This window comes from Flavobacterium micromati, assembly GCF_900129585.1.
Lineage (GTDB): Bacteria > Bacteroidota > Bacteroidia > Flavobacteriales > Flavobacteriaceae > Flavobacterium > Flavobacterium micromati.
This window is the reverse complement of record NZ_FQWF01000002.1, coordinates 284,440-305,833: the sequence shown is the minus strand read 5'-3', so window position 1 is coordinate 305,833 and position 21,394 is coordinate 284,440. Positions and strand designations below refer to the sequence as shown.

General features: G+C 32.6%; 24 protein-coding genes and 1 tRNA gene. 14 read left to right on the top strand and 11 right to left on the bottom strand.

The genetic code is table 11. The features are described from left to right. Position 1 precedes the first annotated feature (1 nt). Entirely contained in the window at positions 2-1,342 is a 1,341-nt protein-coding gene (locus BUB42_RS03555) for an O-antigen ligase family protein (RefSeq protein WP_073017240.1), read from the top strand. 233 nt (positions 1,343-1,575) lie between these two features. Continuing rightward, a complete protein-coding gene (locus BUB42_RS03550; protein WP_073017239.1) occupies positions 1,576-2,970 on the top strand; it encodes an exopolysaccharide biosynthesis polyprenyl glycosylphosphotransferase in 1,395 nt (464 codons plus the stop codon). A 146-nt stretch (positions 2,971-3,116) separates the two neighbouring features. On the opposite strand, the gene BUB42_RS03545 is transcribed toward BUB42_RS03550, so the two are convergent. Both BUB42_RS03545 and BUB42_RS03540 read right to left on the bottom strand, forming a co-directional pair. After that, positions 3,117-4,256, bottom strand: coding sequence for a lipoprotein N-acyltransferase Lnb domain-containing protein (locus tag BUB42_RS03545; protein WP_084118278.1), 1,140 nt, complete (start codon positions 4,254-4,256; stop codon positions 3,117-3,119). Between the two features lie 88 nt (positions 4,257-4,344). Next, the gene (locus tag BUB42_RS03540; protein ID WP_244533874.1) at positions 4,345-5,424 is read right to left on the bottom strand and encodes a putative type IX sorting system protein PorV2; all 1,080 of its coding nucleotides are present in this window, start codon (positions 5,422-5,424) and stop codon (positions 4,345-4,347) included. A 324-nt stretch (positions 5,425-5,748) separates the two neighbouring features. Between BUB42_RS03540 and BUB42_RS03535 the strand changes: the two genes are divergently transcribed. Then, a complete protein-coding gene (locus BUB42_RS03535; protein WP_073017237.1) occupies positions 5,749-6,465 on the top strand; it encodes a CDP-alcohol phosphatidyltransferase family protein in 717 nt (238 codons plus the stop codon). Positions 6,466-6,473: 8 nt separating this feature from the next. After that, on the top strand, positions 6,474-7,337 hold the full coding sequence (locus tag BUB42_RS03530; protein WP_073017235.1) for a glycoside hydrolase family 25 protein: 864 nt from the start codon (positions 6,474-6,476) through the stop codon (positions 7,335-7,337). 16 nt (positions 7,338-7,353) lie between these two features. Here the strand turns inward: BUB42_RS03530 and BUB42_RS03525 are convergent, their stop codons facing one another. From BUB42_RS03525 to BUB42_RS03505, 5 genes are all read right to left on the bottom strand, one after another. Beyond that, a complete protein-coding gene (locus BUB42_RS03525) occupies positions 7,354-7,578 on the bottom strand; it encodes a DUF5808 domain-containing protein (RefSeq protein WP_073017233.1) in 225 nt (74 codons plus the stop codon). An 88-nt stretch (positions 7,579-7,666) separates the two neighbouring features. Beyond that, positions 7,667-8,407, bottom strand: coding sequence for an LPS export ABC transporter ATP-binding protein (gene lptB, locus BUB42_RS03520; protein ID WP_073017231.1), 741 nt, complete (start codon positions 8,405-8,407; stop codon positions 7,667-7,669). 145 nt (positions 8,408-8,552) lie between these two features. Continuing rightward, complete coding sequence (locus BUB42_RS03515) at positions 8,553-8,906, bottom strand: carboxymuconolactone decarboxylase family protein (RefSeq protein WP_073017230.1); 354 nt, start codon at positions 8,904-8,906, stop codon at positions 8,553-8,555. Next, positions 8,899-9,714, bottom strand: a complete 816-nt coding sequence (gene tatC, locus BUB42_RS03510; RefSeq protein ID WP_073017228.1) for a twin-arginine translocase subunit TatC — start codon at positions 9,712-9,714, stop codon at positions 8,899-8,901. The genes BUB42_RS03515 and tatC overlap by 8 nt, the downstream gene beginning before the upstream one ends. Continuing rightward, a complete protein-coding gene (locus BUB42_RS03505) occupies positions 9,714-10,679 on the bottom strand; it encodes a KpsF/GutQ family sugar-phosphate isomerase (RefSeq protein ID WP_073017226.1) in 966 nt (321 codons plus the stop codon). The genes tatC and BUB42_RS03505 overlap by 1 nt, the downstream gene beginning before the upstream one ends. 84 nt (positions 10,680-10,763) lie before the next feature. On the opposite strand from BUB42_RS03505, the gene BUB42_RS03500 reads away from it, so the two are divergent. Continuing rightward, complete coding sequence (locus tag BUB42_RS03500; RefSeq protein ID WP_073017224.1) at positions 10,764-12,959, top strand: ATP-dependent DNA helicase RecQ; 2,196 nt, start codon at positions 10,764-10,766, stop codon at positions 12,957-12,959. Positions 12,960-13,201: 242 nt separating this feature from the next. Here the strand turns inward: BUB42_RS03500 and BUB42_RS03495 are convergent, their stop codons facing one another. After that, positions 13,202-13,438 carry a hypothetical protein gene (locus BUB42_RS03495; RefSeq protein ID WP_073017223.1) on the bottom strand — a complete coding sequence of 79 codons (237 nt, stop codon included), beginning with the start codon at positions 13,436-13,438 and terminating at the stop codon, positions 13,202-13,204. A gap of 91 nt (positions 13,439-13,529) precedes the next feature. On the opposite strand from BUB42_RS03495, the gene BUB42_RS03490 reads away from it, so the two are divergent. The 3 genes from BUB42_RS03490 to BUB42_RS03480 are packed head-to-tail and all read left to right on the top strand — an operon-like array spanning position 13,530 to position 15,613. Further along, positions 13,530-13,781, top strand: coding sequence for a hypothetical protein (locus BUB42_RS03490; RefSeq protein ID WP_073017221.1), 252 nt, complete (start codon positions 13,530-13,532; stop codon positions 13,779-13,781). Then, a complete protein-coding gene (locus tag BUB42_RS03485) occupies positions 13,778-14,044 on the top strand; it encodes a type II toxin-antitoxin system RelE family toxin (RefSeq protein WP_073017219.1) in 267 nt (88 codons plus the stop codon). Before BUB42_RS03490 ends, BUB42_RS03485 begins: the two co-directional genes overlap by 4 nt. A 9-nt stretch (positions 14,045-14,053) precedes the next feature. Beyond that, the gene (locus tag BUB42_RS03480) at positions 14,054-15,613 is read left to right on the top strand and encodes an NAD(P)/FAD-dependent oxidoreductase (protein WP_073017217.1); all 1,560 of its coding nucleotides are present in this window, start codon (positions 14,054-14,056) and stop codon (positions 15,611-15,613) included. Positions 15,614-15,857: 244 nt separating this feature from the next. Here BUB42_RS03480 and msrB read toward each other — a convergent pair whose 3' ends face one another. Then, positions 15,858-16,424, bottom strand: a complete 567-nt coding sequence (gene msrB / locus BUB42_RS03475) for a peptide-methionine (R)-S-oxide reductase MsrB (protein ID WP_073017215.1) — start codon at positions 16,422-16,424, stop codon at positions 15,858-15,860. A 146-nt stretch (positions 16,425-16,570) separates the two neighbouring features. Continuing rightward, positions 16,571-17,032, bottom strand: coding sequence for a GNAT family N-acetyltransferase (locus BUB42_RS03470; RefSeq protein WP_073017213.1), 462 nt, complete (start codon positions 17,030-17,032; stop codon positions 16,571-16,573). Positions 17,033-17,198: 166 nt separating this feature from the next. Between BUB42_RS03470 and idi the strand changes: the two genes are divergently transcribed. From idi to BUB42_RS03440, 6 genes are all read left to right on the top strand, one after another. Continuing rightward, positions 17,199-17,750: an isopentenyl-diphosphate Delta-isomerase gene (idi, locus tag BUB42_RS03465; protein WP_073017211.1), complete on the top strand. Its 552-nt coding sequence runs from the start codon at positions 17,199-17,201 to the stop codon at positions 17,748-17,750. A gap of 22 nt (positions 17,751-17,772) precedes the next feature. Beyond that, positions 17,773-18,183, top strand: a complete 411-nt coding sequence (locus BUB42_RS03460) for a 6-pyruvoyl trahydropterin synthase family protein (protein ID WP_073017209.1) — start codon at positions 17,773-17,775, stop codon at positions 18,181-18,183. Then, on the top strand, positions 18,183-18,641 hold the full coding sequence (locus BUB42_RS03455; RefSeq protein WP_073017207.1) for a peroxiredoxin: 459 nt from the start codon (positions 18,183-18,185) through the stop codon (positions 18,639-18,641). Before BUB42_RS03460 ends, BUB42_RS03455 begins: the two co-directional genes overlap by 1 nt. A gap of 137 nt (positions 18,642-18,778) precedes the next feature. Beyond that, positions 18,779-19,741 (top strand): type I phosphomannose isomerase catalytic subunit, encoded by a 963-nt coding sequence (locus BUB42_RS03450; protein ID WP_073017205.1) that lies wholly within the window; start codon positions 18,779-18,781, stop codon positions 19,739-19,741. A gap of 160 nt (positions 19,742-19,901) precedes the next feature. Continuing rightward, positions 19,902-20,168, top strand: a complete 267-nt coding sequence (locus BUB42_RS03445; RefSeq protein ID WP_073017203.1) for a hypothetical protein — start codon at positions 19,902-19,904, stop codon at positions 20,166-20,168. 78 nt (positions 20,169-20,246) lie between these two features. Next, positions 20,247-20,320 (top strand) — tRNA-Thr (locus BUB42_RS03440). Between the two features lie 274 nt (positions 20,321-20,594). Here BUB42_RS03440 and BUB42_RS03435 read toward each other — a convergent pair. Beyond that, on the bottom strand, positions 20,595-21,305 hold the full coding sequence (locus BUB42_RS03435; RefSeq protein ID WP_073017202.1) for a DUF4369 domain-containing protein: 711 nt from the start codon (positions 21,303-21,305) through the stop codon (positions 20,595-20,597). Between the last annotated feature and the right edge of the window lie 89 nt (positions 21,306-21,394).

Below are 21,394 nucleotides of genomic sequence, written 5' to 3'. Positions count from 1 at the left end.
AATGAAAAAAGAGGATCTTTCCTATCTCTATTTAATTCTTTTCCATACAATAATTGGTGCATTAGGTTATTTATTGCCTTTTTCATCAAAAATTTACGGTTATTCTATTTTTATTTTTTGGACTATTTATATCATAAAAAAACAGAATAGAAACAATGAAGTGCTACTTGCAGCGGCATACATAGTAGGAAGCGAAGTTTTCCTGAGAATGACTGGCGGGAATCCGCTATACGAGATTTCTAAGTACGGCGTGATCTTTTTTATGTTGATAGGAATGTATTACAGTGGATTTTCACGTGGAGCACTGCCTTATTGGATTTTTATATTATTATTAGTTCCTAGTGTAATTATTTCAACTTCTTCTTTAAATTTTGATACTGACATTCGGAAAGCGATAGCATTTAATCTTTCGGGACCGGTGTGTTTAGCATTGGCATCTCTTTATACTTTTAAACGAAAGATCTTACTTGCGGATATGAATAGGATTTTACTCAGTATGGGTTTGCCTATCGTTACTTGCGTAGTTTATTTAAAATTTTACACACCAAATCTGCAAGAAGTAATTACAGGAACTGAATCTAATTTTACGACTTCTGGAGGCTTTGGACCTAATCAAGTCGCAACCGTATTAGGTTTAGGTATGTTTATTTTCTTTTCTAGATTTATGTTGGAATCTAAAACTAAGTTCCAAATCGCAGTTAATTTGATTCTAGCTTTAAATATTACATATCGCGGGATGTTGACTTTCTCTCGTGGAGGAATGATCACTGGATTTGTTATGATTATTTTATTATTGACTTTTTTATATTTCAAATCTAATCAAGGAGGTAAATTAAAAATGAATTTTATTATTGTTTTTGTAGCGTTTGCAATGGTTGGTACTTGGACTTATACTTCTCTACAAACCGGTGGACTTATTGATAAAAGATATTCAAATCAAGATGCAGCAGGACGAGTAAAAAAAAGTCAGTTTACTGGTAGAGAGCAAATTGCAGAAAATGAAATTAATATGTTTTTGAAAAATCCTGTTTTTGGTGTTGGTGTTGGTAAAGGCGCCGAAACACGAGAGGCAGAAACGGGTATAAAGGCCGCATCACACAATGAGATAACGCGCTTACTAGCAGAACATGGAATGATGGGAGTGATGGGATTATTAATACTAATTATAACACCCTTACTATTGTACATCGAAAATCAGTTCAACTTATTTCTAATGTGTTTTGTTGCTTTTTGGTTTTTAACAATTAATCATGCTGCTATGCGCATTGCAGCTCCAGCTTTTGTGTATTCATTATCTCTACTAAATGTTCAATTTAGTTTCCGTAAAAGCAAGGAAGATTAATCGTGTCAATAATGCATTTTATTTTAATGCCTCTAATGTAATTAGTAATTTCATAATGAATTCAATCTAAAATTTCATTTAATTATTAAATTACAACATCTTTACTTACTTTTTTGTTGAAACATCCCTTATCATCGGCTTTTTATTAAATTTTGTCTATTAATTATTGAATTGTTTCTAAAATTATAATCAGCAAAAGCCGTAAATTGCGGTTCAATTGCAAATTGTTAAAGATGTTTTCCATTTCAAATATACACTTCGAAATTTCAGAGCGAAAAATGATTCTTCGTATTTTTGATGTATTATCTGTTTTGGTCGCTTTATATATCACTGGAATTTTCTTTGAGTTCGATTATTTTGTTATTTCTGCCTCTAATTATTATTGGGCAATTGTTCTAGGTATTTACATCAATGCTTTTGGGTCAATTTTCGAAATGTATAATCTCCAAGTTGCTAGTAATCAATTCCAAGTTTTAAAAAGCATTCTTTTAACGGTTTCTACTACTGTTTTAGTTTATCTTTTGACACCATTTTTTTCCCCACAATTACCTTCAAACCGAATCCAGATTTTATTATTTTTTGCAGTTACATTTTTGGCATTGTTCACGTGGCGAATGATGTACGTTAAATTTTTAGCGTCTAATAGATTTTTTCAAAAAGCAATTTTAATATGTGATCAAGATCAACTGCAAGAACTGATTGAGGGTCTGGAGAACATAGATCCACATTATAAAATAATAGGTTACGTAAGTACAGATTTGATCGAGGAAAACACTATTGATTATAAGCATGTGCAACGTATTGAACGAGATAATATGTTTACGTTTGTCAAGGAAAATGGCAAAGTTGAAATTGTGATTGCTTCACAAAAAACAGACGGAATCACGCCAGATTTGTACCAGCAGTTACTTCATCTATTAGAGTCGGGAAACATTATACGAGAATATACTCAAGTTTATGAAAGTATAACGCAACGTATTCCAGTCCAATTTATGTCAAGAGATTTTTATCGTTTTTTCCCTTTTAGCCGCAGTAATCAAAACAGACTTTACTTGATAATTGTACGTATTTTCGAAATAGCAATCTCATTTGTGGGTTTAGGAATTGGTTTGATAATTTTGCCGTTAATTTTAGTAGGAAATGCGATGGCAAATAGGGGACAACTATTTTATACACAAGAACGCGTCGGAATGGATGGAATCATTTTTAAAATCTTGAAATTTCGCACAATGGTTAAAAATGCAGAAGCAAATGGAGCTGTGTTTACTTCCGTTAATGATGTGCGTGTAACAAGCTTTGGTAAGTTTTTACGCAAAACTAGAATTGATGAGTTTCCGCAGTTTGTCAATATTTTAAAAGGAGACATGGCAGTTATAGGACCTCGTCCTGAACGTCCAGTTTTTGTAAAAGAAATTGCTACTATAATGCCTTTTTATGAAACGCGACATGTGATAAAACCAGGACTTACAGGTTGGGCGCAAGTTAATTATTCCTACGGGGAAAGTATCGATGACAGTTTGATAAAATTGCAATATGATCTTTATTACATTAAACATCGTAGTATTTACCTAGATTTAAACATTGCTTTTAAAACAATAACGACTGTATTATTTTATAGAGGACAATAAAATTTAAGTAGTCAAATAAAATGTTGTTGTCTTTAAACCATACATGAAATTTAAGAATATATAAGTTTCTGCTAAATGCCCTCTTTATAATTGACTCAATCTATACTGCGTTTTTAATACTAAATTTAATTTTTCAGTGTTTTTTTCTAGATAATCACTGGAATTCTCTTTCTATTCTCAATTAATATTCTACTGATCAATATTGCGTTTGTTATAATCAATGGTAAAACTAAAATCAAATGCGCTTTGTTGATTATAATCAAAAAATACACAACTAGACAAAGTAGATTTAAAAGCGCTAATATATAAAGTGCTTGTCTGTTTTTTGTCCAAAATAAATATAATAGTCCTAATAAAGCGGGATTAAACAATAGAATATTATAGTTATAACCGAGTTCGAGATGCTGGGAATAAAATCCAACAAAGCCAAAAAACAGACCTATAACTGCCATTAAACTAAGGTAAAATAGTGATGTACTTTTCTTGTTCACACTAATAATGAGTAGTAATAATATAAGATAAGTATAGGTGTTGTTCCACCATGAAAAAGGAACTTCATTTTTATAATCTAACAATGTTTTGCTTTCTTTTGCTAATATTTGATTACGAAAAGTAATTGTTTCCAAACTCTTCTTTAGTTCAAGTGGTAGAAAAATTTGAGTTCCTTTTTGATCTACTTTGGTACCAAAAATGATACTAGTTCCTAATTTTTCATAAAAATGTCCGTCAAAGTAAGGATACAAAATACTTCTATAGGTGAGATTAGTATCTTCTTTTTTTGTAATAACAGTACTTCCTAATGTTTTATTGACAATATCCACAACCATCGAGGTACAGTTTTTATCAATAAATTTATAAGTGTAATTGCTCTCTCCTGAGACAAGAGAAGTGTTGAGGTTGTCAAAAAGTTGTTGTTTCAGTTCTGTTGCGATATCTAATTCTTGCTCGTAAACACTTCTTTTTTCGTAATGATATTGATTTATAAAATCACTAAACGAGTTGACTACTGCAAAATACTGTAAGTCTCCTTTGGTAAATTTCATAATGAAATTTGGAGTGTTAAAATCAAAAGCTCCATAGTTGTAAACTAAGTCAATCCCATTTAAACTATCTTGAACTCGTAGTGCTGTGTGTCCAAAAAGAGAATACACTTCATTTCCTGTTCCACAGCTAAGGACGCTGACATGTGCATCTTTTGACAAGGAAATAGTTTGCCCATAACTCGTAACAATAGTTAAAAATAGGAAAAGAAAAAATATTTTATTTTTTATAGATATGAAATTCACAGATAAAATTTAAAATTGGAGTCTTTACGACACCAATGGATTAATAGCATTTATATTTTGTTTGTGCAGAATTATTTAGTTGGAAAAATTATCTTCTAAACAATCCCAAATCGACCTTTACCGAAAAAATGTTAGAATACAAGGCGGCACTTTGATTACCTAAATCAGTTAACGCATAATCTATTTGCACACCTTTATATTTAAAACCAAGTCCTATGTTAGGTTGAAAACCTACTCTTTCGGTATTGTCTAATTGCTGTATGTTTTGAAAATTTCCCGCGCCCGCACGAACGAAAACCAAATTTGTGTAACCAAATTCAAGCCCTAAAGCTGGATCGATACTCAAAACATCTGTAGAAATAATATCATTGGTTTGAGCAAATCGCATGTTCATATTGGCTGCAGCCAAAATACTGTAGTCATATCTAATTATAAATTTCTTTGCAATCCCTAATTGTGCTTTTGGTATCGTAATCTCAGTGCTTTCAGGTAAATCTTGATTTTCTCCCGGAATAGCATTTGCGATTTTTTGATATTCTTTTTCGTCAATACTCCACACATTATACGTTGTGGTTATATCGCGGAGCATCAAACCAAATTGCCAGTTATTTTTCTCAAATTGAATTCCTGCGTCAAAACCAAATCCCCATGAATTAGCAAAATCTCCTATAATACGACGGATGATCTTAGCATTTACTCCATATTGGAAGCCGGGAACGGGAAGTTTTCGAGCATAAGAAAAAGTAAAGCCATAATCAGCTGTCGAAAAAAGACTGATGCGGTTGTAGTCAATATTGCCTTGGCTATCTATTAGTTCAGTTGTATTTAAAATGTCATCAACCCCAAAACGGATCACCGAAAATCCCCATGCACTGCGATCATCAATTGGACTGGCGTAAGCTAAATAGTCATATTGTGCAATATTAGCAAAATAGCTTGCATGCATTACTGATGCCTGATGATCTTCAAGCTTAATAAGTCCAGCTGGATTCCAGTAACCTGAATTAACATCATTTGTGGAAGCCACAACGGTATTCGCCATTCCAAGTGCAGCTGCATCAACGCCAATATTCATAAATTCATTTGAATACTTGCGAACGGCCTGACTATAGCAAAATGCAGTTAGAAATAAAATTGTAATTAAAAAGCTTCTTTTTAATGCTGTCATCTGTAAAAATGGAACGTTTTTTTAATTTTTATCAAAAATATACTTTTTATTAAGGTGATTTATTTCTTTTGCTAATAAAAATTAATTTCTAATAAAAAATCTAAACTATGTAAGGCTTTCACCAATAAATTTAATTTTGCAGTGCTAATAATTTCAGCTGATCAACTACCATTTTAAAAAAGAAAGACTTCTGCGATAAATCTGTATTGAAAAACGTACCACTGCTAAACTTATTATATTAAATTTGCCAGCATTGATGTTTTGATTCCCTTTTACCAAGTTTAATTTTGAGCAAAGCATCACTAAAATATATAACTTACACTCATGAATATCAAAAAACAGGTACCAAACGTAATCACTTTACTCAATCTTTTTTCAGGTTGTATTGCGCTAATGTTTGCTTTCAATAAGCAGTTTGAAATGGCATTTTTCTTTGTGTGCTTAGGAATATTTCTAGACTTTTTTGATGGTTTTTTTGCTCGTTTGTTCAAAGTTTCTAGTCCGCTTGGATTACAACTTGATTCTTTAGCTGACATGATAACTAGTGGTGCGGTTCCTGGATTAGTGATGTTTCAAATGATGGTTAGCCATTTATCACCAGTGGTAGAAGGATATTTACAATGGTTTCCTTATGTAGGTTTTATAATTACATTGGGTTCTTGTTACCGCTTAGCAAATTTTAATATTGATACACGTCAAACGGATTCTTTTATAGGTTTGCCTACGCCTGCAAACGCGCTTTTTATTTTGAGTTTACCACTCGTTTTAAAATTTACCGATTCCATTTTTGTAATTGAATTGCTTACCAATCAATGGTTTTTATTGGTAATCACGTTATTAAGTGCATATATGTTAAATGCTGAAATTCCGCTATTTTCGTTAAAAATAAAAAAGTTTAACTTAAAAGAGAATCTGCTACAAATCGTTTTCTTAATTTGTTCCCTTTTGCTACTGATGTTCTTTCAGTATCTGGGAATTCCGTTGCTGATTTTGTTTTATGTTTTACTTTCGATCATAAATAATAAATTACTTAAAAAGTAGGTTTTTGAATGAGAAAAAAAATTGTCCGAAAAAGAAATAATGTCGTTCGTAAGTCTCAGAAAAATAGGGCTTTTTTTTCTGGAAAGACTTTTCGATATGTAATTGGTTTTTTTCTTGTGCTTTTATTTATCGGACTTACTTATCATTATAGAATAGGATTAGCTTATTATTTTAGTTTTAAATCTAATAAAACACTGACCGAAGCAAGCGAGGCAAAAAGAATTTCCGATGTTCGTAATTTTCAAGTTTTGGAAAAAAGCGAAGGTCAAAGTATAGGGATTGATGTTTCTGAATATCAGGGAAAAATTAGTTGGTCATACGTAGATACCATTGAAAATAAATATCCTTTACACTTTGTTTTTATTCGTGCAACCGTGGGTATGGATCGTCCCGATCGTCAATTTAAAAGAAATTGGCTTGGCGCCAAAGAAAATAGAATGATTCGCGGAGCTTATCACTATTACAGACCTAATGAAAACTCGCTAGAACAAGCGGCGTTATTTATTAAAACGGTAAAATTGCAAAAAGGAGATTTACCACCTGTACTTGATATTGAAAAATTACCTAAAAATCAGTCGATTGCCAACTTGAAAATTGGATTGCGACGCTGGTTGAACGCAGTAGAATCTCATTATGGAGTAAAGCCAATAATTTATTCAGGAGAGCGGTATTATGATGATTTTTTAAAAGAGGAGTTTTCTGATTATCTTTTTTGGATTGCCAATTATAATTTCTATCGAGAGCAAATTGAAAATGATTGGCTTTTTTGGCAATTCACAGAGAAAGCAGCAATTCCGGGAATTATAGGAAATGTTGACGTGAATATTTACAATGGAGATTTACAGCAGCTTCAATTTATAACGGTGGAATGATAGTTTTTAAAAAGTGCTATTTTAATGAAACCATTATAAAAACGAGAAACAAAAAAAACAACAAAACTCCAACCGAAAAAGGATTTGCAAAATTTATCGTCCAACCCATCCACGCAATTCTCTTCGGTGGAAAAATGCGTTTGTCTTCTTTGTTAAAATAAAATAGCACCAAAAACCAATTGTTTGGATCTTGATGCCATCTGCTTTTAGTTTCATCGGAAGGTTCTTTATTATTTGACATTTCTCAGCTTGTTAAGATTAATTTTTATTCATCCAAATCATTTTTTTAGCGCTTTTCTTCTTTATTTGAAGATTAATTTTTCGTAAAATTAAAATTCTAATTTCTTTTTTCGCAATTCAAAATTTTGTCCTAAATATACCCGTCTAACCATTTCGTCCTCTACTAATTCTTCTGGAATTCCTGCTTTCAAAATTCCGCCTTCAAACATCAAATACGTTTTGTCAGTAATGGCGAGTGTTTCCTGAACGTTATGGTCTGTAATTAAAATTCCGATATTCTTATTTTTCAGCTGCGCAACAATGCGCTGAATATCTTCCACAGCAACTGGATCTACGCCAGCAAAAGGCTCATCTAAAAGTATAAATTTTGGATCTGTAGCCAGACAACGCGCAATTTCAGTTCGCCGTCTTTCTCCCCCTGAAAGTAAATCACCGCGATTAGTGCGAATGTGTTCCAAGCTAAATTCGTCAATTAAGCTTTCCATTTTAGCTTCTTGCTCTGCTTTTGACAATTTTGTTAGCTGTAAAACGCTTAAAATATTATCTTCAATACTCAATTTTCTAAATACAGATGCTTCTTGTGCTAAATAACCTATTCCCTGTTGTGCTCTTTTGTACATTGGGTAATCAGTAATGTCTAAATCATCGAGAAATATATGACCTGAATTTGGTTTTACTAATCCTACAATCATATAGAAAGATGTAGTTTTCCCAGCGCCGTTTGGACCTAGAAGTCCAACAATTTCGCCCTGGTTCACTTCCACCGAAATCCCTTTGACAACACTGCGTCCTTTGTAAGTTTTGACAAGATTCTCGGCTCTTAATTTCATCGTTTGATGTTTTATTTGTTTAAAGCTTAATTAGTTAGGCGTTTAACTGCTTGACCGTTTAATTGTTGTTGAACTGTTCAGTAGTTTAAATGTTTATTAATCACATAAACGAATAAACAAAGAAACCGTTTTACTTCTTAAAAAATTATTTAGTTGCACTTTCTTCTAACGCTTCCCAAAATTCGTATGCACGGCGCAAATGTGGCACAACAATTGTTCCGCCCACAAGCGTAGCAATTCCCATGGCTTCCATCATTTCTTCTTTGGTAACGCCTTCTTTGTGGCTCGTTTCTAAATGGTATTTTACGCAATCATCACAACGTAAAACTGCTGATGCTACTAGTCCAAGTAACTCTTTAGTTTTCACGTCTAATGCGCCCGCAGCGTAAGCATTGGTATCCAAATTAAAAATGCGCTTCACAATTTTATTATTGTCTGCCAGTAATTTTTCGTTCATTCTAGAACGATATTCATTGAATTCTTCTATTATATCAGCCATTTAATTTATTTTGATTTTTTACTACTATTTTTGAAATTAAGATACTCAATTCATAAATCAACAACATTGGAATTGTTACTATAATTTGACTTACAACATCTGGTGGTGTAACAATTGCCGCCACAATAAGAATTATAATTACTGCATATTTCCAGTATTTCCTCAAGAAAACCGGAGTTACTAAACCTAATTTTGTCAGGAAATAAATAATTATTGGTAACTCAAAAAATAATCCGCAAGCTATTACACTGGTTTTTACCAATCCAATATAGGAATCAACGCTGAACTGATTTTTTACTACATCACTAATTGTAAACGTAGCAAAAAAGTTTACTGACATAGGTACAATTACGAAGTACCCAAACAAAACGCCAATAAAAAATAAAAGCGATGAGGAAAAGATAAAGAGTTTAGCGTGTTTTTTTTCTGTTGTATATAATGCCGGACTGATAAATTTCCAAACTTCCCATAATATAAACGGAAATCCAAGAATGAATCCAGCGGTTATACAAGTCCAAATCAGCACATTTATTTGGCCTTCCATATTTACGTTTTGAATAATGAAAGGCATTTCAGTCACACATATATTCTCTGCAAAACCCAATTGATTTGACAAGTCGCAAAAAAAGCGATAAGTGACAAAATTTGGAGTAGTTGGTCCAAAAATGATAACATCAAATATATAATCACTTATAAAAAAAGTGAAAGTAGCTAAGATCAATATTGCAACTGTGCTTCTTACTAATAACCATCTTAATTCTTCAAGATGATCTAAAAACGACATTTCGTTTAAGTTTTTTTTAGCCATTATACTATTCCTTCTTTTAAAATATCATGTAAATGCAACACTCCTTTGTATTCGCCATCATCAACAACAACTAATTGCGTGATTGAAAAGTCTTCCATTATATTTAGTGCTTCAACAACCATAGCATTTGATGATGTCATTTTCGGATTTTTTGTCATAATATCTCTTGCTGTCAAATCTGTAAAGGTGTCTCTATCGTTCAACATTCTTCGGATATCACCATCGGTAATTATGCCTATTACTTTTTCATTTTCAACTACCGCTGTAACTCCAAGACGCTTTTCAGAGATTTCAAAAATAACTTTTTTTATTGCAGCGTCTGGACCTACCATAGGTTTTAGGGAGTTTTCCAGCATCTCTTTTACTTTCAGCAATAATTTTTTCCCTAGTGCACCGCCTGGATGATAAATAGCAAAATCCTGCGGTTGAAAATCTCGCATTTCCATAAGGCAAACGACAAGTGCGTCACCCATAACTAATTGCGCAGTTGTGCTGTTAGTAGGAGCTAAATTATTAGGACACGCCTCAGAATCAACTGTGGTGTTAAGTACAATATCTGATCCTTTTGCTAAAAAAGACGTCATATTTCCAGTTATTGCAATTAAGCTATTTCCAAATCTTTTAAGCAAAGGAACAAGTACTTTTATCTCTGGACTATTACCACTTTTTGAGATACAAATAATAACATCTTCATTTTGAATCATTCCTAAATCGCCGTGAATTGCTTCCGAAGCATGTAAAAATAGCGCTGGAGTTCCCGTAGAATTGAATGAAGCTACGATCTTTTGAGCAATAATAGCACTTTTACCTATTCCTGTGATTACTAATCGGCCTTTTGAGTTATATATTTTTTTTGTAGCCTCTACAAAGTTTTCATCCAGATAATCAGCTAGTTTTGCGATAGATTGGCTTTCCGATAAGATTGTTTTTTTGGCGCTAGCCAATGTATTTTCTCTTGTAATCAAAACAGAATATTTAAATTTGTGAGTTTAAAAGAAATTTGTATCTTTAGATGTCGCAAATTTAAACAAATTACCACACATTAAAGAATGAATCCAAACGAAATTGACATCCATAAAGAATTAAAGAAGTATTTTGGCTTTGGCCAATTCAAAGGATTACAAGAACAAGTGATAAGAACTATTCTCAATAAACAGAATACGTTTGTGATCATGCCTACAGGTGGCGGAAAATCACTTTGTTATCAATTACCCGCTTTGATGCAGGAAGGAACAGCCATAGTAGTTTCTCCATTAATTGCTTTAATGAAAAATCAGGTTGATGCAATACGAAGTTTATCTACTGAAAACGGAGTTGCGCATGTTTTAAACTCTTCGCTCAATAAAACTGAAATCACTCAAGTTAAAGCGGATATTACCTCAGGACTTACCAAACTACTTTATGTAGCGCCCGAATCGTTAACAAAGGAGGAATATGTCAATTTTCTTAAAAATGTCAAAATCTCTTTCGTTGCTATTGATGAAGCCCATTGTATTTCTGAATGGGGTCATGATTTTAGACCAGAATATAGAAATCTAAAACATATCATAAAACAATTAGGTGATGTTCCTATTATTGGTTTAACCGCCACTGCAACGCCTAAAGTTCAAGAAGATATTCTTAAAAATCTTGATATGGTTGACGCTACCACTTTTAAGGCATCGTTCAATAGACCTAATTTGTACTACGAAGTACGTACAAAAACTAAAAATATTGAATCGGATATTATTCGTTTCATCAAACAGCACAAAGGAAAATCAGGGATTATATATTGCCTCAGTCGAAAGAAAGTGGAGGCGATCGCCGAAGTTTTGCAAGTCAATGGCATAAGTGCAGTTCCTTACCACGCTGGTTTAGATGCTAAAACTCGAGCTAGACATCAAGATATGTTCCTGATGGAAGATGTGGATGTCGTAGTGGCAACAATTGCTTTTGGAATGGGAATTGACAAACCTGATGTGAGATTTGTAATTCATCACGATATTCCAAAATCACTTGAAAGTTATTATCAAGAAACAGGTCGCGGTGGTCGAGACGGCGGTGAAGGTCATTGTTTAGCTTATTATTCCTATAAAGATGTCGAGAAATTAGAGAAATTCATGTCGGGCAAACCTGTTGCTGAACAAGAAATTGGATTTGCATTGTTGCAAGAAGTTGTGGCTTACGCCGAAACCTCAATGTCACGACGTAAATTTTTGCTTCATTATTTCGGAGAAGAATTTGATGATATTACTGGCGAAGGAGCTGATATGGATGACAATGTGCGCAATCCAAAAACTAAAGTGGAAGCCCAAGAACAAGTTGTTAAATTGCTCCAAGTAGTGCGAGACACAAAGCATTTATACAAATCAAAAGAAGTTGTTTTTACTTTAATAGGGCGCGTAAATGCCGTAATAAAAGCGCATAGAACAGATGTTCAAACATTTTTTGGATGTGGTGCAGATCATGATGAGAAATATTGGATGGCATTGTTGCGTCAAGTATTAGTTTCGGGATTTTTGTCAAAAGATATTGAGACTTACGGGATTGTTAAAATAACTCAAAAAGGTTTGGATTTCATTGCAAATCCGCATTCTTTTATGATGTCTGAGGATCATGAATATAATGAAACGGTTGATGAAGCGATTGTTTCTGCAGCTAAATCATCAGCAGTTGCTGACGAAGTTTTGATGGGAATGTTGCGTGATCTACGTAAAAAGGTTGCTAAAAAAGTAGGAGTTCCACCATTTGTGGTTTTCCAAGACCCTTCCCTAGAAGATATGGCGTTAAAATATCCTATTTCGCAATTCGAAATGATCAATATTCATGGAGTTGGCGAAGGCAAAGCAAAAAAATATGGAAAGGAATTTCTCGAGTTAATTAATAGTTATGTTAATGATAATGATATAACTCGTCCAGACGATTTAGTAGTCAAATCCACAGGAACGAATTCAGTCAACAAACTTTATATTATTCAAAATATAGATCGAAAATTATCCCTTAAAGATATTGCTTCTGCAAAAGGCTTAAATATGGATGCCTTGATCAAAGAAATGGAGCAAATTGTTTATTCGGGAACCAAGTTGAATATTAAATATTGGGTAGATGATATGCTGGATGATGATCAGCAAGAAGAAATTCATGATTATTTCATGGAATCAGAATCAGATAGTATTGAAAGAGCACTCAAAGAATTTGATGGTGATTATGATGTGCATGAATTGCGATTGATGCGAATCAAGTTTATTAGCGAAGTTGCGAATTAAATTCAAATTCTAAAAATTAAATTCCAAAAATTAAATTCCAAAATTGAAAGTCCAAAAATTAAATTCCAAATTTTAAAAATTAAATTCCAAAATTGAAATTCCAAATTCCAAAATTAAAGTCCAAATTTCAAATTCCAAATGCTAAAATTTAAATTAGCAAAACCTAATTACTAAAAGCTCAAAGCCAAATTCCAAATTCTAATATGTTACAAAGTTGGAATTTGGAATTTTTTTGTTCAAATTTAGCCTTCATAAACTTCACCTCGATGAGGTTTTAAAGCATCGCGAACATCAATCATATTTTCATCGGTTACTACCATAAAAGCAATTGCTTGCATTTCGCTTTGAATTTCAAAACCTGTTATGTTCAGTGGTAATTTTTCGACTGTAATATATTCTTTTAAATGAATTTCGTGGTGTTCTGCTGTTTTTGCCGACGCAGGCCCACGGAAATCCCATATTAATTTTATTTTTTTCATTTTGATGTTTTGAAACGCAAATTTATAAAATAAATCGAACAGTTCTAATGTGCTGTGTATATATTATATATATTTGCTAAAAATATTTATAATGAGAAAACTAATTGATTTAGATCAAAAAACCCTCACTAAGTTAAAATTCATTGCTATTTTTAAAAATTTAAGTGTAAAAGCATTAATAGAAAATGCAGTTCAAACGTATGTTAAAAATCAGGAACTTGATCGTTTTAGAAATTTAACTAACGAAGAAAAAGAGGATATTGGACTTTTATTGTTAATGCAGGAATCCGATCGAGACGATAAAGTTTCAGAAGAAGAGATTTTTGCAGTTTTAAAAACATGATAGTTGAGTATTCGAAAATGTTTCTTAAAGACATTCAAAAAATAAGTGATAATACATTGAAAAAACAACTTTTAGAATCGATTAACTTGTTTAAAAATGCATATTCTTTATTAGAAGTTCCTAATATAAAAAAGTTAAAAGGACATCCAGAAGCGTATCGATTTCGGTTGGGAAAATATAGACTGGGATTTTATTATAATGGAAAAAAAATTGAAATGGAACGTTTTGTAAAAAGAGAAAATATTTATAAACTTTTCCCCTAATTTTAATTTATGCCACAAGAACTTCTTCTACAAGTTACCCCGGAAATAGCTGCTAATGAATTGTTGTTAAAAGAACATTTATCAAAACAACTTAAAGTTTCGGTAAATGAAATTCAGCATGTTTCTATCTTAAAACGATCTATTGATGCACGTCAGAAAACAGTGCGAATCAATTTAAAAGTAGTGATTTATTTAAAGGGAGAACCATTTCAAGAAACTAAATTCCAAATTCCTGATTATAAAAATGTGGCGAATGCCCAAGAAGTGATTGTTGTAGGAGCTGGTCCAGCTGGATTGTTTGCTGCTTTACAATTGATAGAATTGGGTTTGAAACCTATAGTAGTTGAACGAGGAAAAGAAGTCCGTGGTCGTCGTCGTGATTTGAAAGCCATCAATGTGGATCATATTGTAAATGAGGATTCTAATTATTGTTTTGGCGAAGGCGGTGCAGGGACTTATTCTGACGGAAAGTTGTACACAAGATCTAAAAAGCGAGGTGATGTCACTCGGATCCTTGAATTATTTGTTGCATTTGGAGCTACTCCAGATATTTTGGTCGACGCACATCCACACATTGGTACAAATAAATTACCGCAGATCATTCAGGACATTAGAGAAAAAATCATTGAATTTGGAGGACAAGTTTTATTTGAAACGCGACTCACCGATATTTTAATCAAAAATAATGAAGTTGAAGGAATTGTCACTCAAAAAGGAGATACAATTCTTGCCAACAAATTGATTCTTGCAACTGGACATTCTGCACGCGATATTTATGAATTATTAGATCGAAAAGAGGTTTTTATTGAAGCTAAACCTTTTGCCTTAGGCGTTAGAGCTGAACATCCACAATCGTTAATTGATAGTATTCAATACAGTTGTGATTATCGTGGTGAACATTTACCTCCTGCACCTTACTCTATTGTAAAGCAAGTCAATGGTCGCGGAATGTATTCTTTTTGTATGTGTCCGGGCGGGGTAATTGCACCTTGCGCTACAAGTCCAGGAGAAGTAGTTACTAATGGATGGTCTCCATCTAAAAGAGATCAGGCTACAGCGAATTCTGGAATTGTAATCGAGTTGAAATTAGAGGATTTCAAGCCTTATGCTAAATTTGGTGCTTTGGCCGGAATGGAATTCCAAAAAAGTATTGAACAAAAAGCATGGGATTTAGCCGGGCAAACGCAAAAAGCTCCGGCGCAGCGTATGATCGATTTTACTCAAAAGAGAGTTTCGTCTGAAATTCCTAAAACATCCTACGTTCCAGGAACAACTTCGATAGAAATGGGTCAGGTTTTTCCTGAATATCTAACTCAAATATTAAGAGAAGGTTTTACTGAATTTGGAAAATCAATGCGGGGTTATTTGACTAATGAAGCAATTATTCATGCTCCAGAATCTAGAACTTCATCGCCAGTTCGAATTCCGAGAGACTTATATACTTACGAACATTTACAAATTAAGGGATTGTATCCCTGCGGAGAAGGAGCTGGATACGCTGGCGGAATAATATCGGCGGCAATTGATGGAGAAAAATGTGCTCTGATGATTGCTGAAGCACTAAAATAAATAAAATACAAAAGCAGAATTAGAATGATTGTGATTGAAATTAAAAAAGTTTAGCTTTTCCCCGTGCAAATTTTGTATTTCACAATTATATGTTGAGTTTTAATTGTTATAATTTTAAACTCAATAAAAAAAACCGCCTTGCTTTTATTAACAAGGCGGTTGTGAATTTAATCTTCTGTAGCTTTATTTCTAAGTATTTAAGCCAATCGACATATTTTGAATTAAGTCAATATTTCAATCTTTTTTATTTTTTACTGTCTGGAATAAAATCAAGTGCAATTGAATTCATACAATATCTTTTACCTGTAGGTTCAGGACCGTCGTCAAAAAGATGACCTAAATGACCATCACATCTCCCGCAGAGGGCTTCAATTCGTTCCATTCCAAATGATTTGTCTGTTTTATAAACGACACTGTTTTTATTTTCTTGTTCAAAAAAGCTCGGCCAGCCACAATTACTAGAAAATTTAGCTCCAGAACGAAATAATAAATTTCCACAAGCGGCGCAATAATAGGTTCCTTTTTCGTCAGTGTTCCAGTATTTACCTGTAAATGGTCGTTCTGTATCGGCATTACGAGTCACTTTATAAACATCTTCGGGAAGTACTTTTTTCCATTCAGCGTCAGTAATATTTAATTTTGCAGTATCCGTATTTGAATAATATGGATTACCAGGTTTCTCAATTTTATTTTGCATTGTTATTTTATTTTTGATATTATTTTGTTTTTTCATGCTTTGCCCGCAAGCAGTAAACATAAAAAAGGGTAAAAAAAGTAAAAGATAAATAAGTTGGATTTTTTTTGTTTTCATAACTATTCTTTTTAGTGAATCAAATGTAAAGTGATTTTTATAAAAACACTCTTTTCTGCTATTCGAAATAACAGTTGTTTAAGAAGTTTTATTGCTATCTACGAGTAAAAGTCTACTTTGGATTTTTCTTATACCGAACAGTATGTTTACAAAGCCTTGCGCATGTTTAAGAGATGTTTTGAAAAACCTGCCTTTTCATAAGCTTTAATGGCCGAAGCATTTTGGCTGTAAACATCTAATCTAATTTCGAACACGTCTATAAGTGCACACCAGTTAACCAATGCATCGATTATTTTTGCATTTATTCCTTTTCCTCTAAAGCGTTCCTCGGTAAACATAAATCCGAGGTATGCATACTTAAAGTGTTGTAAGTAGGGTTGTGCCACCTCTATTCTTGCATATCCAGAACCCACAATTTCCGAATTAATTTCAGCTACAAGTATTTCTACATCAGTTGCTAGAATCATTTTTTCTATGTCATAATAATGGATTTTTTCCTCTTTTAACGTGGGATCGAAGGGTCGTTCAGTTTCAATAATTTCTTGTTCAAAAAGTAATAGTTTATTTAAATCGTCGAGGTTTGCTTTTCGGATGATGATTGTTTCCATAATGTTGTATAGCGATTTCAGTAAAAATACGGAGATTCTTTTGAAAAAGAAGGTTTGTCCTCATTTTGACAATAGGCTAATAAGCAAACGTCAACAATTCGAAACAGAACGTTAAAGGCACTTATCCTCATTTATTTTTTGTATTTTTGACCTGAAATACATTAATATGACAGAAGAAAACGTAATCTTAGTTAATGAGAACGATGAGCAAATTGGGCTGATGCCAAAGCTTGAAGCGCATGAAAAAGCAGTTTTACATCGTGCTTTTTCTGTTTTTGTTTTAAACAGCAAAAACGAAATTATGTTACAACAAAGAGCACAGTTAAAATACCATTCTCCACTTTTATGGACTAATACTTGTTGCAGTCATCAGCGTGAAGGCGAAACCAATATTCAGGCCGGAAGCCGCCGATTATTTGAAGAAATGGGTTTTAAGACGGATCTTAAAGAACTGTTTCATTTTATTTACAAAGCTCCTTTTGATAACGGTTTGACTGAGCATGAATTAGATCACGTTATGATTGGTTATTATAATGATCAACCGACAATAAATCCAGAAGAAGTTGAAAGCTGGAAATGGATGAAAATAGAAGATGTGAAGAATGATATGGAACAGCAACCAGATTTATACACAGTTTGGTTCAAAATCATTTTTGACGAATTTTATCATTTTTTAGAAGAACATAAAAGCCCTTTACTACCAGAAGACGGAATATAAATTATCTTATTTACACAATTTTATGAAAGTTACAATTTCAAGAAAAGCGCATTTCAATGCGGCACACAGATTATACAGGAAAGATTGGACTTTTGAAAAAAATGATGCCATTTTTGGAAAATGCAATAACCCTAATTTTCACGGTCATAACTACGATTTAACTGTAAGCGTCACCGGAGAAATCGATCCAGAGACAGGCTATGTTATGGATGTGAAGTTTTTAAGCGATATTATTAAAGAAGACGTAGAAAATCAATTTGACCACAAAAATTTAAATTTAGACGTTCCTGATTTTAAAGATTTAAATCCAACTGCTGAAAATATAGTAGTTGTTATTTGGAATAAAATTAGAAAAAGAATCAAACCTGAATTTGAATTGGAAGTTGTTTTGTATGAAACACCTCGTAATTTTGTAACGTATAAAGGAGAATAATGGAACTAAAAATAGGCGACAAAATTCCAAATTTTACAGCAAAAGATGCGAACGGAACTGACTTTGATAGTCAAAACATTGTTGGACAAAAACCATTAGTTATTTATTTTTATCCAAAAGATAATACTCCAGGTTGCACAACGCAAGCCTGTAGTTTTAGAGATCAGTACGAAGATTTTAAAGATCTTGGTGCTGAGGTTATTGGAATAAGTAGTGATACGGTTGCTTCCCATCTTAAATTTAGTAAACAATTTAAATTGCCATTTATTCTTTTGTCGGATTTTGACAAAAAGATTAGAAAAGCATTTGGAGTGCCAACAGGTATGTTTGGTTTACTCCCAGGAAGAGTAACTTACGTAACTGATAAAAACGGTGTGATAAAAATGATTTTTGACAGCATGTTAGCTGCAAAACATATTCCTAAAGCATTGCAAGCAATAAAAAAATTAGTATCATAAATTGCCTATCTCACAATAGTCAATTTTGCTAGTAACAGTCTATTTTGCTCTTAATTCTACTGCTTTAAAAGTGAATTAAGAGCATTTTAATTTGATAATGTAATGATGATTGAAGTCACAATTTTAAAATATAAGTTATGAAATTTTATCCTTTACAGTTCAACCCTATTTTCAAAGAAAGAATTTGGGGCGGAGAAAAACTAAAAACCGTTTTAAACAAAGCAATTCCGTCAAAGACTATTGGCGAAAGCTGGGAGTTATCAACTGTGAAAGGCGATGTAAGTGTGGTTTCACATGGCGAATCGATTGGTAAATCATTAATAGATATAATTAATGAATTTCCAAATGAAATATTAGGAACGGCCGTTTACACTCGTTTTGGAATGGAGTTTCCACTTCTTTTTAAATACTTAGATGCGCGTGAGGATTTGTCTATCCAAGTTCATCCAGATGATGCATTGGCTAAAAAACGCCATAATTCTTTTGGCAAAACAGAAATGTGGTACATCATGCAAGCTGATACTGATTCTCGGATTATTGTCGGGTTTAAAGAAAATTCTAATGCTGAACAATATTTAGAAAGTCTAAACAACAAATCGTTACTTTCTCTGCTAAATGATGTCAAAGTGAAGTCAGGAGATGTTTTCTTCTTAGAAACAGGAACTGTTCACGCTATTGGAGCTGGATTAGTCGTTGCAGAAATCCAACAAACATCAGACATCACTTATCGTTTGTACGACTTTGATAGAGTAGATGTTACAGGAAATACAAGAGAATTACATGTTGATTTAGCACTTGAAGCCATTAATTACAACACTGTAGAAACTAAAAAGGAATATACAACAAATGTAAATGAGTCAAATGCTGTTGTAGATTGTCCTTATTTCACAACTAATTTTATTCCACTAGATGGTAAAATTTCTATTTCTAAATCTGGAGAATCATTTACAGTTTACATGTGCATAGAAGGGAATTTCGAAATAACAACTTCTGAATCTAAGTTTCAATATAAAAAAGGCGATACGGTTCTAATGCCTGCTGCTTTGAATTCGTTCCATTTAAGCGGAAAAGCTTCAATTTTAGAAATTTACATTTCTTAAATGTAAAAATTTATTTTCCATTGTTCATTGACGATATCGCTTTTTCTTCTGTTTGTTTTTTGCAGAAACTTTCTATTTTGGAGATTTCATAGTCGGTAATAGAAAGATTATATGTACTTTTGCAGACGCAAATTAAAAATCAAATTTTAAAAAAATAAAAATGGCAAACGTTAAGAATTTAAAAAAAGACATCAACTACGTTTTAGGAGATATTATTGAAGCAGTTTACTTGTTTGAAATTTCTACTACAGGAAAACCAACTACAGAAACTAATGCATTAATTGACGAAGCTATCGCTTCTTTTGATACTTTAATCACAAAAGTAAACGCAAAAAAAGTAGAAGATAAAAAAGCACACTTCAAGCAAATCAATGTTGAGTTGGAACAAACTGCTAATCAATTGATTGCTAAAATCAACGATTTGTAGGCAAAAAAAAAGCAAAAAAAGACTGAATTTGTTTTGTAAAACAGAAATTCAATCTTATATTTGCACCCGTAATGAGTCGCCAGCGTAGCTCAGTTGGCTAGAGCAGCTGATTTGTAATCAGCAGGTCGTGGGTTCGAGTCCCTCCGCCGGCTCTTAATAAAACCACTTAACTTTTGTTAGGTGGTTTTTTGTTTTTATGCCATTTTGAAAATGAAAAATTCTCTAGAATAAAAAACCATCTTGCGATACACAAGATGGTTTCTAAAATTTAATTTTTATTTAAGTAGAAAAAGATTTATGCATACATCAAATATCAGTCAAGCATAAATCTATAAAACCACTAAGATGATTACGTTAAGTTGAGGATTAAAGCAGCTTAATTTTCATAATGGGAAAAAATAACCTTGATTTATATATCACTCGTATTTAATTTTGACTTTTTACAGTAGCCACATATTGAGTTAATTTTTTTCCGTAAAGTGACTTTGCTACTTTAGGCGACATCGCTTTTTGTATAGTATCTAAAAATCTAATATTAATATCATATATCTCAGATAATGCAATATATGGAGCCACCTCATAGTTTCGATTATTCAAAGCAAAATTAGTAGCGAATAAATATTTTCTTTTAATATTTGAATTTTGTTTGGCATTAATACTATCGACTGCTTTGCTATTGTTACTTTTGATCGCATTAAATTTTTGTTCAATCATTGAAAGGTTAGTATCATTAAATCTGCTATTTATCTTTTTATATTCCTCAAAAATTTCGTTGTTTTTCGAACCCGTAATTTTCGCATCAGCAATATAATTATCTAAACTAGTATTTATCGTTAAATTTCCAGGTTCAGCAAAAAACGATAAGTTGTTGTCTAATGAATTAGTAGTACCGCGGTCTAAAAACATATATAGCATTTCTGGAGATTTTAGATCGAGATGACTTTCAAAGGCCGAACTGCCATCAATTGCTATTGTATCTATGATAATTAAGGATGTATCTACAATACGTTGAATGTATAGTGTTCCTTTTTTTAATCCTTTAATATTTCCTGTAATATGCAGGTTACCTTTTTGTTCATTTTTGCTACAAGCAAATACTAGTAGTAAAGCAGCAAAGGCAATAATCGATTTTTTCATCTGGAGTTTAATTTGTTTTTTGTTAGTTCATTATTTTATAAATATTCTCAATCTATCATAAACCAAATCGCGTACGTAAATCGATGATC